The following is a 15,702-nucleotide window of genomic DNA, read 5'->3' on the forward strand; positions in this document are numbered from 1 at the left end:
CTTCGCAAAAGAAGCGTTTTTTGGGCAGAAAATTTTCATAGTCATGCATCGTATGCATTGCTGCATTGCGCAATCGCCCATTTATCAATCGGTAGAATCTGGTAAAACATAATCATCGAAACGGCGATCTCCTCCTCCCAATGCCGTTCGATATGGATCAGCAACTCTCCTCCTCCCAGTTGCTGATCAGGTTCAAAAGCCCGACGCACCTCCTCCCGCGTCGGGCTTTTCATTTTTCAGGCTTCCCGGAAATTGGCGGAATTATTGAGCGGCGCGCAAGGCGGTCGAGCTCAATGCCGAACGCGGTCCATGGATAAAGGTCCAGGCCGGCGCACGCTTCTTCCAGAGCACACGGGCGTCATCTTCATCAACGCGGGCATAATGAAAGGTCTTTGCCATCTTGGCCGAGAGATAGGAGAGCGTCGATCCCGGCCGGTCGATGACGGCGATCGGGAAGGTTTGCGCGATTTCCTGCCATTTCTGCCAGCGATGGAACGTATTCAGGCTGTCGGCGCCCATGATCCAGATGAAATGGACCTGGCGGTTGCGTGCCTTCACGTAGGCCAGTGTATTGGCGGTATAGCTCATGCCCAGCGTCTGCTCGAACGCTGTCACCTTGATACGCGGATTGTGGAGGATCTGCTCGCTCAGCGCGATGCGCTCGGCAAGCGGCGCCAGATGATTGCGGCTCTTTAGCGGATTGCCCGGTGTTACCATCCACCAGAGCTGATCGAGGCCAAGCCGGCGAATGGCGATCTCGGCGACCAGCGCATGACCGCGATGCGGCGGGTTGAACGAGCCGCCAAAAAGACCGACCACCATGCCGCGCTCGGCATGGGGCATGCGCAGATAGCGTTGATCAACCTCTTCTTTCAGCACGTCAGGGCCGTATCTGTCCGGTGCCGCGAACGCGATATTTGAAGGAGGTGAGCTGCTCGACGCCGACGGGCCCGCGCGCATGCATCTTGCCGGTGGCGATGCCGATTTCCGCGCCCATGCCGAATTCGCCGCCATCGGCAAATTGCGTTGAGGCATTGTGCAGCAGGATCGCCGAATCGATCTCGGTGAAGAAGCGCTCGACAACACTAGGATCTTCGGCAATCACGGCTTCGGTATGGTTCGATGAATATTTGCCGATATGGCCGATTGCCCCGGAAATGCCGTCGACCAGCGCGACCGAGATGATGGCGGCGAGATATTCGGTCGTCCAATCCTCTTCCGTGGCCTCCTTGAGGCCGGGAACGAGCTGCAGCACATCGGCGGAGCCACGGATTTCGCAGCCGGCCGTGGCAAGGCCATCGAGCAGCGGCTTCAGATGGGTGGAAGCGGCTTTCTTGTCGACCAGGAGCGTTTCGGCGGCGCCGCAGATGCCGGTGCGGCGCATCTTGGCGTTGACGACGATGGATTTCGCCATGTCGAGATCGGCCGAGGCATCGATATAGATGTGGCAGAGGCCTTCGAGATGGGCAAAGACCGGCACGCGCGCCTCGGTCTGCACGCGGGCGACGAGGCTCTTGCCGCCGCGCGGCACGATAACATCGATATTGCCTTCGAGGCCGCGCAGCATGGCGCCGACGGCGGCGCGATCGCTGACGGGCACGAGCTGGATGGCATGTTCCGGCAGGCTGGCGGCCTTCAATCCTTCGACCAGGCACTCATGGATCGCCTGCGAGGAGCGGCGCGAATCGCTGCCGCAGCGCAGGATCACGGCATTGCCGGCCTTCAGACAAAGCGCGCCGGCATCGGCCGTCACGTTCGGCCGGCTTTCGAAGATGACGCCGATGACGCCAAGCGGCGTGCGGATGCGCTCGATCTTCAGGCCGTTCGGACGATCCCAGGCGGCGATGACTTCGCCGACGGGATCGGGCAGAGCGGCGATGGCGCGAATGCCTTCGGCCATTTCGGCGACACGCTTGTCGTTCAGCGTAAGGCGATCGACGAAGGAGGCGAGCATATCGGTGCCTTCGACGTCTTTCAGGTCCTTGGCGTTTTCAGCGAGGATATGATCCTTGCGGGCCAGAATGGCATCCGCCATGGCATTCAGGGCCTTGTTCTTGCTGTCAGTCGACGCGAAGGCCAACGGTCGCGACGCAGCCCGGGCCTTGCGGCCGATATCGTTCATCAGGGCGTCGATGTCGGGGCTTTGTGCGACAGTATCAAGCATGAGCTTCATCCTTCTTCGATTTCTCGGCCTTCGCCTTGACGGAAGCGGTCATGACGAGGTCGTCGCGATGCACCATGGCGGCGCGGCCGGCATAGCCGAGGATCGCCTCGATCTCCGCCGATTTGCGGCCGGTGATCTGGCGGGCCTCTTCGGCATCATAGCCGACAAGGCCGCGGGCGATCTCACGGCCGGAGGGGCCGACGACGGCAACAGTGTCGCCGCGGCCGAAATGGCCGACGACGCGGCGCACGCCGGCCGGCAGCAGGCTCTTGCCGGCGCCAAGCGCGGTGACGGCGCCATCATCGACATGCAATTCGCCGGCCGGCTGCAGCTGCCCGGCAATCCAGGTCTTGCGGGCGGTGACGGGCGTTCCCGACGGCGCGAACCAGGAGGAGCGGGCGCCGCTCTCGATCGCATTCAGCGGCCGGTCGGTCTTGCCGGAAGCAATAATCATGGCGCAGCCGGCTCCGGTCGCTATCTTGCCGGCATCGATCTTCGTGCGCATGCCGCCGCGCGACAGCTCCGAGGCGGCACCGCCGGCCATGGCTTCGATCTCGGGCGTGATCTCCGCGATCGTATCGAGGAATTTCGCCTGCGGATCGAGATGCGGCGGGGCGGTATAGAGCCCGTCGATGTCAGATAGCAGCACGAGAAGGTCGGCGCCGGTCATGGTGGCGACGCGGGCGGCGAGGCGATCATTGTCACCATAGCGGATTTCGCTGGTCGCGACTGTATCGTTCTCGTTGATGATCGGCACCGCGCCGATTTTCAGGAGCTGGTTGATGGTAGCGCGCGCATTGAGATAGCGCCGCCGCTCTTCCGTGTCGCCGAGGGTCAGTAGGATCTGGCCGGCGACGATATTGTCATGCGACAGGCTTTCCGACCAGGCACGAGCCAGCGAAATCTGGCCAACAGCCGCTGCCGCCTGGCTTTCCTCCAGCTTCAGTGCACCGGAGGGCAGGTCGAGCACGGAGCGGCCGAGCGCGATCGCGCCCGAGGAGACGACCAGAACATCGATGCCCTTGGCCTTCAATGCGGCGATATCCGCGCACATGCCGTCGAGCCAGGATTTCTTCAAGCCGGTCTTGCGATCGACGAGAAGGGCCGAGCCGATCTTGATGACGATGCGGCGGTAGCGATCGGGCGGCTTGCGGGCAGTCATCCCTGATTGTCCTCGTCGTCAGCGCCGACATCATCGGCGGACTGCATGTCGCGATGCCGCAGCTTCGGCGTTTTCGCCGGCTTGTCCGCTTCGCCGGCATTGGCTTCGACGATGACGTCGCGTAATGCGCGCAGCACTTCCGTCATGCCGCGCCCGGTGGCGGCGGAAATCTGGAAGGGCGTCTTGCCGCAGGCCCGCGCCAGTTCGCGCGTCTTCTTCTTCAGCGTTTCATCGTCCAGCACGTCGATCTGCGAAAGGGCAACGATCTCCGGCTTGTCCGTGATGTCGTTGCCATAGGCTTCCAGCTCGTGCTTCACGGTCTTGTAGGCCTTGCCGACCTTTTCTTCCTGGGCGGAGACCAGATGCAGCAGCACGCGCGTGCGCTCGACATGGCCGAGGAAGCGGTCGCCGATGCCGACGCCCTCATGGGCGCCTTCGATCAGGCCGGGAATATCGGCCAAAATGAACTCCTGGCCGTCGATGGTGGCAACGCCGAGATTAGGATGCAGCGTCGTGAAGGGATAATTGGCGATCTTCGGCCGTGCACGGCTGACGGCTGCGAGAAACGTCGATTTTCCGGCATTCGGCAGGCCGACGAGGCCGGCATCGGCGATGAGTTTCAGCCGCAGCCAGATGGTCTTTTCTTCGCCCGGAAGACCGGGATTGGCCCAGTCCGGCGCCTGATTGACCGAGGATTTGAAATAGGCATTACCGAAGCCACCATTGCCACCTGCGGCCAGCCGGAAGCGCTGGCCTTCTTCCGTCAAATCGCAGATCAGCGTTTCCTGGTCTTCTTCGAAGATCTGCGTTCCCACGGGCACTTTCAGCGTCACGTCGTCGCCCTTGGCGCCGGCGCGGTTCTTGCCCATGCCATGCATGCCGACCTTCGCCTTGAAGTGCTGCTGGTAGCGGAAATCGATCAGTGTATTCAGGCCATTGACGGCCTCGACCCAGACATCGCCGCCGCGGCCGCCATCGCCGCCATCCGGGCCGCCGAACTCGATGAATTTCTCGCGGCGGAAGGAGACGCTGCCCGCGCCGCCGTCGCCTGAGCGAATATAGACTTTTGCTTCATCGAGAAATTTCATCTTACGTCCGTCACCCGGTGTCGGCGCATATCCCCTCGGATCGAATGGGATTCACAAAAGCCTATGCGCTCTTTTCAATGTCTGCCGCTCCTTCTGCATCTAAAAGAAACATCGAGCGGCCGTTTGCCCGTCATGTCGCCTTCGATATAGGCGCTTCGGGCTGAGGTCAAAGAATATCGTGCGGCTCCAGCGCCATAAAGGGACGGAACTGCATGATTGATATGACGGCCATCGCCGGACGGGCCGGCGATGGCCTATTCTCATGGCTCAGGCCGCCTGCGAGAGCCGCAGCGCGTCCGGCTTCAGCACGGTTTCGATATGCGGAACCATGGTGTTGCGGGCAAAGCTGTAGATCTCCGAGCAGCCGATAATCTCGAAGCCGAGCTTCTGCTGCAGCTTGAGCGACGCCGGATTGTCGGCGAAGACGCCAGAATAAACGGCGACTTCGGGCATGCGGCGGGCAAAACGTTCGAGCGCAGCCTTGACCGCTTCGGTCATGATGCCTTGCCGCCAGTAGAAGCGGTTCAGCCAATAACCGAGGTGCCAGCGGCCGTGGCGAAGCTCGATGCCGACGCAGCCGATATGGGCATCATCCCGCTCGGTGATGGCGAGCTCCCAATCGACACCGAGGCCGGAGGTGTGCTCGACCAGCCAGTCGAGCGCATCCTGCCGGTCATAGGGCGCGGGAACGCGGGCCAGCATGCGGGTGACGGCGAAATCCGAAAGCGATTCCGCAATCATATCGGCGTCGCTGAGCCGGTGCGGGCGCAGCGTCAGTCGGCCGGTCTGGATGACCGGCGTTGGCCCGGGCGTCAGAATCCGGGTATCGCGGCGGGTGAGGGCGAGAGCGTTCATCTCATGCCTCCCCAGCTGCGCAGCGAGATCCAGGTCTTGCGGTCGAGCCGGTACCATTCGACCGGCACGGTGCTGCCGAGCGCCAGCGACGCAGCAAGGCCGGATCCCTGGAACTGGAAGCCGCACTTCTGCACGACGCGCCTCGATGCGACGTTCGTTACCCGGCAACGGGCATCGATTTGCGCCACATTCTCACGCGTGCGGAAGACCATGTCGATGAGGGCATGGGCCGCTTCCGTCGTATAGCCCTGGTTCCAGTAGGGCTCGCCCAGCCAGTAACCGATCTCGACCGTGTTCGGGTCGCCCGTGGGTTCAACCCCGCAGCAACCGAGAAAGGCGCCGTTGTCGGCTTTGGTAATCGCATAGACGCACTTGCCAATCTCGCCAAGCTTCGTGCGTCGCACGAAATCGGCGGCATCGGCGGTCGTATACGGGTGCGGCATACGCGATACCATTGTGGCGACATGGGCGTTGTTGGCGAGATGGGCAAGGGCGTCGATGTCTTCTTCGTGGGGCGCGCGCAGAACGAGCCTTTCCGACAGTAAGACAGGGCAATCGGTCCTTAACCGCTCCGGCCTCAGCCGTTCTTCGGGAGACCTCGATTGGTCTTCCCTTAACAATTCGCCTTGCATGGTTCAGTCCTCCTTGGTTGAGGGTAAGAAAAAGGGGAGATGGCGCCCCATCTCCCCTGTTTTCTGGACTGAACCTGATGCGGTCAGCCGGGTCGATGAGACGCCGGCTGTTTTAGAGCGCTACCGGCTTATTCCGCTGCTTCCGCTTTCGGCATTACAGACACGTACACGCGGCCATTGGCCTTCGTACGGTAGTTCACGTTGCCCGCCGTAAGCGCAAAAATCGTGTGATCCTTGCCGAGGCCAACGTTGGAACCCGGGTGCCACTGCGTGCCGCGCTGACGCACGATAATGTTGCCTGCGATGACGGCTTCGCCGCCGAACTTCTTCACGCCAAGGCGCTTGGATTCGGAATCGCGACCGTTGCGCGAGGAACCGCCAGCTTTTTTGTGTGCCATTGGAGTTCTCCTTTAAACCTTGATCCCGTTACTTACTTAGCAGCCACGATGTCCGTGATGCGGACAACCGTGTGATGCTGGCGATGGCCGCGCGAACGCTTCGAGTTCTGACGACGGCGCTTCTTGAAGGCGATGACCTTCTTGCCGCGGTTGTGCTCGACCACTTCGGCCTTGACGGAAGCGCCCTTGACGAAGGGAGCACCAATCGCAGCGTCGGCGCCTTCGCCGATAACGAGGACTTCGGTGAATTCTACGGTGTCGCCGGCGGTGACTTCGAGCTTCTCGATGGTCAGCACGTCGTTGGCTGCCACACGGTACTGCTTACCGCCGGTCTTGATGACTGCGAACATTTTTTATCCTTTCATGTTCGTTCCGGCTCTCTCGCCTCAAGGACGAGCGGCCGTCTTTTTATCAGTCGAAACTTAGCAGGGATTCCAAAGGCTTGAGCCTTCAAAAAGTTCTGCCGGTGAAACCCTGCACGAAGCAGGGCGGGCAAGGGGCGGACTTATCCACACCTATTGCGTCGCACGGGATATATAAGCGCCTCTGATCTGTCAAGGCAAAAGGATCATAAAGCTTTCATATTCACCCTTGCCATCCCCCTCTTCTGTCGCTATGTAGCCCCCGCGCTGAGAAACGCGCCGACCAGCATAACCGGAGAGGTGGCAGAGTGGTCGAATGCACCGCACTCGAAATGCGGCATACCTGCAAGGGTATCGTGGGTTCAAATCCCACCCTCTCCGCCATTTTCGCTTTCGCTATCGGTCGCTTTCAAGCGAGCTGAACAAGCAGCTGCAATAGCACAAAACGCCTCAACCCTCCGGAAATCGATAGACCACATCAGCAAACGATCCCGTCGGAAACACGTAGAAAAATTTCAGGTTGGCTGACGATTCGTTGCGGATGCCGTGTTCGGCGTTGCCGGGGATAAAGACCGTGGTGCCCGCCCTGACCGTGATTTCCTGGCCGTCGATTTGGACGATGCCGGTTCCCTCGAAGATGAAGTAGATTTCCGATGGGTCGTGGCGATGCGGCTTGAGCTCGCCGCCGGGCGCAAGGTCGGCGATGCCGGCGCTCATGCTGTCGGTAGGGGTAATGTCGCTGCTGAGCAGTGTGTGCCAGGAGATGGAGCCGTGGACGGGATCGTTCCATCCGTCGCGCGGGCGTTCGTCGGCTGTGGTGATAACGGCTTGCGATCGCTTTGTCATTTTGCCTCGGTACGGTGGGTCGGCAATCACGCGGAACGGTGTCACAACGATACCGAATGTCAATCGGCCGCTGCCAAGTTCCGATCGGCCGGCTTGTGGTGGGGCGAGATCCGCCATGATGAAAGAGGCTGTGCCGATACGGCATTGCCGGCTGCCGGAGCGGATGGCCCTCCGCTCTTTAGTTTCGGCTTTTGAGATCGTGCCGCCCAACTCCGCCGCAGGAAGTCCGCAATCAGGCTCGAGGTGGTTTCTGGGGCATCTTCGAAGCAATAATGGCCGACGCCTAGGAGGCGCTCGATGGGCGCCGGCGGGAAGAGGGCGGAAAAGAGCGGCAGGAAATGCTCCGCACGCAGCGTCCTGTCCGCCTCGCCTCAAATGGGGAGCGCCAACGTGCTATTGACGATGCGCTCGGCGGTCGGATCGGATATTTCGAATTGATGGGCGCCGATCGCAAAGCCTTTGACCCAGTCGAGCGTGCGAAGGCACTCGGAAGCAACGCTATCGCGACCCGTCAAAATCTCTTTATCCAAATGAGCCTATCAGACGGAGAGACAAGGGGTAACGCCGTATTAATATGCAAGCTATATTTCTGCCTCACGAGCCGTAATGTAAGGGATACGAGCGCGTCATGGCACATGAGCTAAGCCGCAAGTCCTAAACCGCGCCTCGTAGACGCAAAAAATGCATTGGCCGGACGCTCACGAAAAAACTGCGGGTACTGACGGTGGTCGACACCTTCTCGCGCTACGCGCCGGTACTTGATCCGCATCACAGTTATCGAGGTGAAGATGTCGTGCAAACAACGGAACCGCCGACCATCCACGCTCAAGCGGCGTGACCCGCGGCCTTCACCGTATGCTTGCTTGGCCGCCCGATAACGGTAAGCGCGATTTTCCCCGCACCTTCTGCAATTGATTGAGCTTTGGCATGAGGTGTCCACCAAAATAGGTGGACACCAAGTGATGGAAGAAGGTCAAAAACTTGCCGTGCGGCTGGTCGGTCGGAATGGGAGACGCCGTTTCAATCAAAGTTCGAAAGACCGCCTTATTGCGGCCTGCCTTGAACCTGGCGCATCGGTATCGAAACTCGCGCGCGAACACGGGGTCAACGCGAACCTCGTTTGGAAATGGATACGGAAGCACAACCAGTCGCTTGCGTTGCCGCCGTCTTCGACATCGTCTTTTATTCCGGTGCAAATCACCGCGGCCAGCGACGAGTTTGAGTTTGGTGAAGAGCTGCCTGGGAAAGCAGAGAGGAACCGGCCGCGGCCCTCTCCAGCGGAGGTGAGCGCGTCACTGCCGAACGGCGTGAAGCTGACGTTGGAATGCGGTGACGTAGATGCATTGACGGCAATCATCGGAGCGCTGGGTCATGTTCAGACTTGGCGCTGATCTCAAGGTTTATCTGCATCGCGAGCCGATCGACTTTCGGGCCGGCATCAACAGCCTTGCTGTCCTGGTCCAGGAGACGATGGCGCTGGATCCCTTTGCTCCTGCGGTTTTTGCCTTTTGCAATCGCCGTCGTGACCGGGTGAAGCTTTTGTTCTTCGACCGGTCCGGCTTTGTGCTGATCCTGAAGCGGTTGACCGAGGACAAGTTCAGATGGCCCCGCCGCGAGGTGCCGGTCGTTGTGCTGACGACAGAACAGCTCCACTGGATTCTCGACGGCATCGATATCGATGCGATGATCCGCCATCCGGTGCGGCAGTATCAGGTCGCCGGCTGAGGATGGCGAATAGCGATTGACGCGCAGGTGCGGTTCAGATTCAAGAATCTGATGACTCGCACCGGCGAACCGAGCATTGCAGAACTGATGGCGCAATTGGCAGCCAATGCTGCCGAAATCGCTGCGCTTAAAGCCGAGAAGGAAGCGCTCTCGCAACGTGTCGTCAAGCTTGAGGAGGAGCTGGCGCTTGCAAAGCTGCATCGCTTTGCACCCCGCAGCGAAAAGCACGTTGATCGCCTCTTCAACGAAGCCGAAGAGGCTGCCGACGAAGATGACAGCGGCGACGGTGATGACGTTGTCGATCTCCCGGACACGGGCCTGCCGGCAGTCGCGAGCGCCGTGGGAAAAAAGCGCGGCCGCAAACCTCTGCCAGAAGGCCTGCCGCGTGAGCGTGTCGAATATGACCTTCCCGACGATCAGAAGACTTGCCCGTGCTGCGATAGTCAAATGCATCGCATGGGCGAGGCCGTTACCGAGCAGCTTCATATCGAAGTCAAGGCAAAGGTCCTGCAGAACGTCCGGTTCAAATATGCCTGCCGCCATTGCGACCGCACCGGCATCAACACACCCGTCGTGATCGCACCGATGCCGACGCAGCCCCTGCCGGGCAGCATCGCTACCGCTTCGACGCTAGCCTTCGCGCTCGTCCACAAATACGTCGATGGCACATCGCTCTACCGCGTAGCGCAGACATTCGAGCGGGCCGGCGTGCCAATCAGCCGCGGCGCTCTCGCTCACTGGGTCATCGGTTCAAGCGAGAAGCATCTGCATCGCATCTATGACGCTCTGAAACTGCGGCTGCGATCGCAGCCTCTCATTCACGGCGATGAGACCACAGTCCAGGTCCTGAAGGAAAAGGACAAGGAGGCCACCAGCACATCGTATATGTGTTGGGGTGGACGGCCCCCGAACGGCATCGAAACGTGCCAGAGTGAGTCGTTAAGATCTCAAACAAAGGGAGCCGTCCGTGGACAAGATTATCCGTATCGGCATCGATACGTCAAAGCACGTCTTTCAACTGCATGGCGTGAACGCCGCCGAGCGACCGGTCTTGCGCAAGAAAATGCGCCGCAGAGAGATGATCGACTTCTTCACGACCTGTTCGCCGACCGTGATCGCCATCGAAGCCTGTGGTGGCTCCCATCACTGGGCTCGGCTGTTGACCTCGCTCGGGCATGAGGTGAGGTTGATTGCACCGCAACTGGTCAAGCCGTACGTCAAAAGAAGCAAGAACGACGCCGCCGACGCCGAGGCCTTGTGCGAGGCGATGAGCCGGCCGACGATGCGGTTTGTGCCAGTCAAGTCGGTCGATGAGCAAGCCGCACTCATGCTGGTTGGCGTCCGGGATCGTTTGATCCGCAACCGCACCCAACTCGCGAACGCCATCCGTGGGTATGCCACTGAATTCGGCATTGCTGCCGCCAAAGGGCTGGCCCATCTTCCTTTGCTGCTTGAAAGGATACAGGCTGACGAGACCGTACCGGAGCTTGCACGGGAATTGTTTGCCAGCCAGGCGGACGAATACGCCCGGTTGGAAGAGAAGATTGCCGACGTGGATGCGAAGCTCGAGGCATGGGAGCGCAACGACGAACGCAGCAAACGTCTCAAAACCATTCCCGGCATTGGCCCGATCGGCGCGGCACTCCTGATCATGAAGACCCCGGCACCGGAGCTATTCCAATCCGGCCGTCAGTTCGCAGCCTGGATCGGGTTGACGCCGAAAGATCACTCGACCGGCGGCAAGCTGCGCCTCGGCTGTATTACGCGAGCGGGTGATGAGGCATTGCGAGCGGCGCTGGTGGTCGGGGCAACTTCGGTCATTCAGCACGCACGGCGAACCGGTAAGGCGTCCGTCTGGCTGACCGAACTGCTCAAGCGCAAGCCGCCGAAGCTGGCAGCCATCGCACTCGCCAACAAGATGGCGCGAATCGCCTGGAAGGTCCTGGTCTCGAGCGAAACATACAATGCAAAATCGGCATCTATAGTCATGGCAGGCGTCGCATGAAGGTCGGCCAGCATCGAAGAGTTTAAAACTGGGATCTGTGTTGAGTTGCTGATGCCGGAACTTGCAAGATAGGTGCAGATGGTGTGATCGATCGATCCACGGCGCGAGATACTCCGTGTAAGCCCATGGCCTCCTACAAGGTCGCTTATGTGTTTGGAACTCACGTTGCGGAAGCCATCTTGGCCAGCGTTCATGTGCGAGCGCACAACAGGCCGGACGTATGGACGCAAGCGATGCGGTCAAATCCATCTAAAATATCTTGCGAGCAGGGGGCCGTCCACGTATGGGCTTATCGCAGTGGCGAGGATAGTGACCAGCCAATTGTACTGCTCGATTATCAGCCCGGCCGAGGCCAGATCCACCCCCAGACCTTCCTTGGTGACTACCGCGGCATATTGGTGAGCGATGGCTACACCGCGTGGCGCACATTGTATGGCGCAACCCATGTCGGATGCATGGCTCATTCACGACGGCGCTTCGTCGAGGCTCTCAAAACCCGGAAGAATGGAGGCGGACCGCCGGAACAGGCACTCCGGTTCTTCGAGCAGCTATACCGGATCGAAAAGCAGGCAAGAGACAAAACCCCGGATGTCGGTGAGACGACGGCTGATTGCATTCGCCGTTTCCGCCAACAGCACAGCTTGCCTGTCCTGAACGCCCTAAAGGCGTGGCCTTACGGTGCATGCAAGCATGCACCTGTCGGCTAAGAGCATCGACGCCATCGCGCCGAAGGTCGTGCCGGATACCAAGCTCGGCGACGCCGTCTCCTACACCCTGAACCAATGGGATTACCTGACACGATATACCAGCGACGGCAGGATGCCGATCGATAACAACATTCTGGAACGCGAAATCAGAGTTTTTGCCACCGGTAGGAAATCGTGGCTGTTCAGCGATACCGCCGACGGAGCCAAGGCCAGCGCAGTGATCTACAGTCTGATGCTCACTTGCCGCGCCTGTGGCGTAGACCCGCTTGCCTGGCTGCGCTACGTGCTCACTGAGTTGCCGCAGCGGGACGAGAGGGCCGACATCGTCGACCTGCTGCCGTTCAGCTTCGCTAGAACCGAAGCCGCCTGACACAATAGGTTCCAAACGTTGATCCGATACCAATCAACGGGTTGGCGTCAACGTGCTGCGAAAATCGCGCTTACCGATAACGCGCTCATTGAGGCGTTCAACTGCCGCTTGCGGGCAGAGTGCCTGAACCAGCATTGGTTCCTAACCCATGCGATACCAGAATACTGGTGCTAGCGAAGCTCATCGATACGATTCTGATGATTTTCAAGCTCACCAGATATCTGAAGGGTAGGGGTACTTCACGCCACGCCCATTGGATAGCTTCAATGCGATACCCTTTGATGATATGGCACCATAGCCATCATATACTAATGATCGAACGCCGAAGCGCTCTACGGCTCTTGAAACCGCATCGTTATTCTCTAGTGACGAAACTTGAACGAAGCCCGCATACGAAAACTTCAATGTTGGGGACCCAGAACTGGTCGCAACCTCGATTTTCACCGGTGGCAATTTAATATCGGAGGAGGGGCGAACCCACTCCGGAACAATCGCGTATCCGAAACGTCTAGCAGCTTCATCCAGTAGATACTCTATCGCATTAGATTTTAGCAATTCCATTTCGCCACTGGACTGAAAGTCAGAAACTTGACGCCGGAATTCCGGATACCGCATGTCAATTATAATTTCATTTTCTGGAACAGTTGAATGCGCACCACTCACTAACCCTGCGGCAAGATTGCTACCGCGCCCCATGTGATACACAAAGGTTCCTGGCGCGAGGCAAACCCGATAGCCCATCTTCAGGCTGCGTAAGCTCCAATCCGTCTCTTCGCAATAACCGCGACCGAATATTGGATCCATCACGCCGACGTCCTTGACAACGCTAACCGGCATCATAATGCAAAAAGATATGCCCGCCGGGATATCCATCACTGTCGAGGAAAACTTCTTCGCCAAACTATCCGATAGAAAATCAACTGTCTCTTGCGACGAAACAAAGAGATCGGGGTCGGAATTCGGAATGCTGTAAATCGAAACGTTGTTCGACCAAGCTGTTACCGAACCAACGTTTTTTTGTTTGCAACATTCGACCAGAGTAGCGATCAGATTCTTTGGAAAGATCACATCTGAGTTGTTAATCGTTACATAGTCATAATTTTTCTCGATTGCCGTCAGAAGGCCGAGTGAGACGTTTCTGGGAATTCCGAGGTTTCTAGGGGTAAGATAATAGTTTGCGCCCAAAGCTTTGCACAACGTCTCAAGCTCTTCGCTCCAACCCGGCTCCGGGCTCGCGTCGTCCAAAACCAATACGTCAATTGTCGCAGTAGATTGGTCCATTTCCACTGCGCTCTTAATGGCGCGCGGGACAAACGCTCGGCCATTGTAAACAGTTATGACATGCAACACACGCGGTTTCATTATGCCGTGCTTCTCTCGTTTTAATAGTCTGAAATCTTTGCGGGCAAGCTAAGTGTTTCGAAGTAGCTGTCCACGGTCTTCTCAGCAGTACGCTTCCACGTAAGCTTACCGAGCGTTTTCATCACATTTTGAACAGATCGGTTACTGGCCATAGGATCTGATAGCAGCAACTCAGCACGACTATAGAGTTCATCGAGGTCATAGCTTGATGGAAGCTCAGAATCGTCAATCAATTCTCGCAGGGGCCCAAACGATACATGGAGAGTCGGCACGCCAAGACAGGCAGCCTCGAAAGGAACGAGGCCAAAGCCCTCAGCTGCGGTGAGGTATAAGACTAAGCTGGCATTTTGAAGTAGCCAATTTCTTTCCTCTGCTCCCACTTCAGGCAATGAAAGCACGTCGCTTTGAAGGTGAGCGGGGCAAGCGATCGCTTCTTCATTCCGGCTCGATCCATATGGCACTGAGGCGCCAACAAGCACCATGGCATGATCGAAGCCCCGTGCGCGCAAGCGAGCCCATACTCGTAGCGCAAGATCTCGGTTCTTGTGAGCGTAGGTCGCTCCGAGCACTACAACAAATGAGCGCGCGCTCCAGACGCGATTTAATATTGCATCTGGAATACGCTTTGGTTGATCGTTAGATCTGGCGTCAGAGCCGTTCTCAACAACAAAAAGGTTCTGCTCATTGACAGGAAGCCTCTCTTCTTTGACGGCCTTTACAACATCTCGGCTGATGCAAAACACAGAGTCTGTATTGGCGATCTGAAGCTTAAAGTTTTTACGATATGCATCCCACTCATCCCAGTTTTTGAAATAGGCTCCATTCCTGTATGCGATGACGTCCTGGATAGTGATAACCGTTCGCTTGCTAAGGCTTCTCCACCGGCCCCAAGGAATCTCGCCCGTAGGCTGAAACGGCCGATGAACAATATCCACTTGCGGCGCCCCCTCAAAATTGAGATTAGAAACGGGCAAAAGCTGGACTTTATTCGTATGCCGAAGCTCTTCGGCATACTTAGGCAGATTTAGGGGGTCTGGCACACCCAGAGCAACCAGTTGAATATCTGGATGTTTCGACAGGGATGTCGCCAGCTGAAGAATCAACTGTTGAGTCCCCATTTCTTTTGGACCCAGCGCAGAGCCGTCGATCAAAACTCGCAAGCCTGTAGCTTTTGCTCGCGCTCCGTCTAACGCCTGCGCTAAAACGGAATTCGCGCTGTTCCGTTCATCATCGTGCCGCCCTGGGAAAGAGGGATGTAATAGATGAAGTGCGTGCCTTGCTTCCGGGTTCTCAAGCACACTTGAGAACATTTCTCCAAATTCCAGCGGTTTGGTTATGAATGTACTGGGGTCTAGGAAACTATTGAAGCCTCTCCGGTTAGCCCGCAAAGAAAATTCCGCCAAGGCAAACGAAAGATTGCCTGTTTCCTTATCATCGATTTCGCCGGCCACTTCCCAAGCACTTCGGCTCACCAAAACTCCGGGCCCATCAGCGATAGGCAACGGTACAAGGCCATGGTGTTTGGATTTACGCTCGCGAAGTAACTTTGTTAGCGTTTCTTCATTGTGGCCGTCGACCCCGAATGGGGTGCCGGTATTGCGGTGCGGAAAGCTAAGATATCCTGCCGAATTCGATAAAAATGAAATCGTCGCGATTCTCGGATCTTGGGCCATCCGGGGGCCGGAGAATTGAAACGTGCTCGTCGGCGCTACCATTGGAGAGCTGACAAAAAAGCACTGATCAGCTTTGTGGGAAAATCCGAGCCTCGCGATCTCTACGAGCGAAAGCTCCGAGAAAAGTTCGATCTGCGGCGCTTTTATTTTGATTTCCCTCAAAAAGCTCTGGTGGGCCGTACCGACATACACGGCGCTTATGCCCTCAACTTTAAGAAGAGAACTGATTGTCTCGTTCCAGGCGGCAGGATTTCGATCAATCCAAACGACTGCAACAATTTTTTGTGCATTGTCCATTGACATAACAGATTGATTGTTTTGTGAAACTTGCTCAGTCTTACTCATCGCGCCAC

16 protein-coding genes, 1 tRNA gene and 2 pseudogenes are annotated in these 15,702 nt (G+C 58.0%); 6 read left to right on the forward strand and 13 right to left on the reverse strand.

The features are described 5' to 3' along the window. Positions 1-41 precede the first annotated feature (41 nt). From FBZ97_RS20700 to rplU, 9 genes are all read right to left on the reverse strand, one after another. Positions 42-233 (reverse strand): hypothetical protein, encoded by a 192-nt coding sequence (locus FBZ97_RS20700; RefSeq protein WP_113389688.1) that lies wholly within the window; start codon positions 231-233, stop codon positions 42-44. Positions 234-261: 28 nt separating this feature from the next. Next, a complete protein-coding gene (locus tag FBZ97_RS20705; protein ID WP_229002124.1) occupies positions 262-843 on the reverse strand; it encodes a nicotinate-nucleotide adenylyltransferase in 582 nt (193 codons plus the stop codon). 37 nt (positions 844-880) lie between these two features. Then, positions 881-2,164, reverse strand: coding sequence for a glutamate-5-semialdehyde dehydrogenase (locus FBZ97_RS20710; RefSeq protein WP_145321775.1), 1,284 nt, complete (start codon positions 2,162-2,164; stop codon positions 881-883). Beyond that, entirely contained in the window at positions 2,157-3,326 is a 1,170-nt protein-coding gene (gene proB / locus FBZ97_RS20715; RefSeq protein WP_145321777.1) for a glutamate 5-kinase, read from the reverse strand. The genes FBZ97_RS20710 and proB overlap by 8 nt, the downstream gene beginning before the upstream one ends. After that, complete coding sequence (gene obgE / locus FBZ97_RS20720; RefSeq protein ID WP_069611422.1) at positions 3,323-4,414, reverse strand: GTPase ObgE; 1,092 nt, start codon at positions 4,412-4,414, stop codon at positions 3,323-3,325. Before obgE ends, proB begins: the two co-directional genes overlap by 4 nt. A 267-nt stretch (positions 4,415-4,681) precedes the next feature. Continuing rightward, positions 4,682-5,269 carry a GNAT family N-acetyltransferase gene (locus tag FBZ97_RS20725; RefSeq protein ID WP_145321779.1) on the reverse strand — a complete coding sequence of 196 codons (588 nt, stop codon included), beginning with the start codon at positions 5,267-5,269 and terminating at the stop codon, positions 4,682-4,684. Continuing rightward, complete coding sequence (locus FBZ97_RS20730) at positions 5,266-5,901, reverse strand: GNAT family protein (RefSeq protein ID WP_113352816.1); 636 nt, start codon at positions 5,899-5,901, stop codon at positions 5,266-5,268. Before FBZ97_RS20730 ends, FBZ97_RS20725 begins: the two co-directional genes overlap by 4 nt. A gap of 128 nt (positions 5,902-6,029) precedes the next feature. After that, the gene (gene rpmA / locus FBZ97_RS20735; protein ID WP_004127267.1) at positions 6,030-6,299 is read right to left on the reverse strand and encodes a 50S ribosomal protein L27; all 270 of its coding nucleotides are present in this window, start codon (positions 6,297-6,299) and stop codon (positions 6,030-6,032) included. Between the two features lie 32 nt (positions 6,300-6,331). After that, positions 6,332-6,649 (reverse strand): 50S ribosomal protein L21, encoded by a 318-nt coding sequence (gene rplU, locus FBZ97_RS20740; protein ID WP_028753733.1) that lies wholly within the window; start codon positions 6,647-6,649, stop codon positions 6,332-6,334. Positions 6,650-6,955: 306 nt separating this feature from the next. Here rplU and FBZ97_RS20745 point away from each other — a divergent pair. Beyond that, positions 6,956-7,045 (forward strand) — tRNA-Ser (locus tag FBZ97_RS20745). Between the two features lie 66 nt (positions 7,046-7,111). On the opposite strand, the gene FBZ97_RS20750 is transcribed toward FBZ97_RS20745, so the two are convergent. Both FBZ97_RS20750 and FBZ97_RS34485 read right to left on the reverse strand, forming a co-directional pair. Further along, complete coding sequence (locus FBZ97_RS20750) at positions 7,112-7,717, reverse strand: cupin domain-containing protein (RefSeq protein ID WP_246661819.1); 606 nt, start codon at positions 7,715-7,717, stop codon at positions 7,112-7,114. Between the two features lie 161 nt (positions 7,718-7,878). Then, positions 7,879-8,022 (reverse strand): hypothetical protein, encoded by a 144-nt coding sequence (locus FBZ97_RS34485; protein WP_156090765.1) that lies wholly within the window; start codon positions 8,020-8,022, stop codon positions 7,879-7,881. A 444-nt stretch (positions 8,023-8,466) separates the two neighbouring features. Here FBZ97_RS34485 and FBZ97_RS20760 point away from each other — a divergent pair, with 444 nt between their 5' ends. The 5 genes and pseudogenes from FBZ97_RS20760 to FBZ97_RS20780 all read left to right on the forward strand — a co-directional run. Next, positions 8,467-8,898, forward strand: coding sequence for a transposase (locus tag FBZ97_RS20760; RefSeq protein WP_145321781.1), 432 nt, complete (start codon positions 8,467-8,469; stop codon positions 8,896-8,898). Beyond that, complete coding sequence (gene tnpB / locus FBZ97_RS20765) at positions 8,879-9,232, forward strand: IS66 family insertion sequence element accessory protein TnpB (protein ID WP_054185782.1); 354 nt, start codon at positions 8,879-8,881, stop codon at positions 9,230-9,232. Before FBZ97_RS20760 ends, tnpB begins: the two co-directional genes overlap by 20 nt. Positions 9,233-9,283: 51 nt before the next feature. Then, positions 9,284-10,120 (forward strand): annotated as a pseudogene (locus tag FBZ97_RS20770) (transposase); the annotation flags it as partial. A gap of 79 nt (positions 10,121-10,199) precedes the next feature. Then, positions 10,200-11,237: an IS110 family transposase gene (locus FBZ97_RS20775; protein ID WP_145321783.1), complete on the forward strand. Its 1,038-nt coding sequence runs from the start codon at positions 10,200-10,202 to the stop codon at positions 11,235-11,237. Positions 11,238-11,515: 278 nt separating this feature from the next. Then, positions 11,516-12,314 (forward strand): annotated as a pseudogene (locus tag FBZ97_RS20780) (IS66 family transposase); the annotation flags it as partial. A gap of 210 nt (positions 12,315-12,524) precedes the next feature. Here FBZ97_RS20780 and FBZ97_RS20790 read toward each other — a convergent pair. Both FBZ97_RS20790 and FBZ97_RS20795 read right to left on the reverse strand, forming a co-directional pair. Beyond that, complete coding sequence (locus tag FBZ97_RS20790; protein WP_145321785.1) at positions 12,525-13,676, reverse strand: glycosyltransferase; 1,152 nt, start codon at positions 13,674-13,676, stop codon at positions 12,525-12,527. A gap of 20 nt (positions 13,677-13,696) precedes the next feature. Further along, complete coding sequence (locus FBZ97_RS20795) at positions 13,697-15,694, reverse strand: glycosyltransferase (protein ID WP_145321787.1); 1,998 nt, start codon at positions 15,692-15,694, stop codon at positions 13,697-13,699. Positions 15,695-15,702 lie beyond the last annotated feature (8 nt).

It is taken from the genome of Rhizobium sp. ERR 942, assembly GCF_007828395.1.
Classification (GTDB): Bacteria; Pseudomonadota; Alphaproteobacteria; order Rhizobiales; family Rhizobiaceae; genus Rhizobium; species Rhizobium dioscoreae.

Bases quoted from the DNA above. Each gene is read 5' to 3' on its own strand.
- FBZ97_RS20725 (WP_145321779.1), bottom strand. From the start codon at position 5,269: ATGAACGCTCTCGCCCTCACCCGCCGCGATACCCGGATTCTGACGCCC.
- FBZ97_RS20710 (WP_145321775.1), bottom strand. From the start codon at position 2,164: ATGCTTGATACTGTCGCACAAAGCCCCGACATCGACGCCCTGATGAAC.
- FBZ97_RS20700 (WP_113389688.1), bottom strand. From the start codon at position 233: ATGAAAAGCCCGACGCGGGAGGAGGTGCGTCGGGCTTTTGAACCTGAT.
- tnpB (WP_054185782.1), top strand. From the start codon at position 8,879: ATGTTCAGACTTGGCGCTGATCTCAAGGTTTATCTGCATCGCGAGCCG.
- rpmA (WP_004127267.1), bottom strand. From the start codon at position 6,299: ATGGCACACAAAAAAGCTGGCGGTTCCTCGCGCAACGGTCGCGATTCC.
- FBZ97_RS20705 (WP_229002124.1), bottom strand. From the start codon at position 843: ATGCCCCATGCCGAGCGCGGCATGGTGGTCGGTCTTTTTGGCGGCTCG.
- FBZ97_RS20790 (WP_145321785.1), bottom strand. From the start codon at position 13,676: ATGAAACCGCGTGTGTTGCATGTCATAACTGTTTACAATGGCCGAGCG.
- rplU (WP_028753733.1), bottom strand. From the start codon at position 6,649: ATGTTCGCAGTCATCAAGACCGGCGGTAAGCAGTACCGTGTGGCAGCC.
- obgE (WP_069611422.1), bottom strand. From the start codon at position 4,414: ATGAAATTTCTCGATGAAGCAAAAGTCTATATTCGCTCAGGCGACGGC.
- proB (WP_145321777.1), bottom strand. From the start codon at position 3,326: ATGACTGCCCGCAAGCCGCCCGATCGCTACCGCCGCATCGTCATCAAG.
- FBZ97_RS20730 (WP_113352816.1), bottom strand. From the start codon at position 5,901: ATGCAAGGCGAATTGTTAAGGGAAGACCAATCGAGGTCTCCCGAAGAA.
- FBZ97_RS20795 (WP_145321787.1), bottom strand. From the start codon at position 15,694: ATGAGTAAGACTGAGCAAGTTTCACAAAACAATCAATCTGTTATGTCA.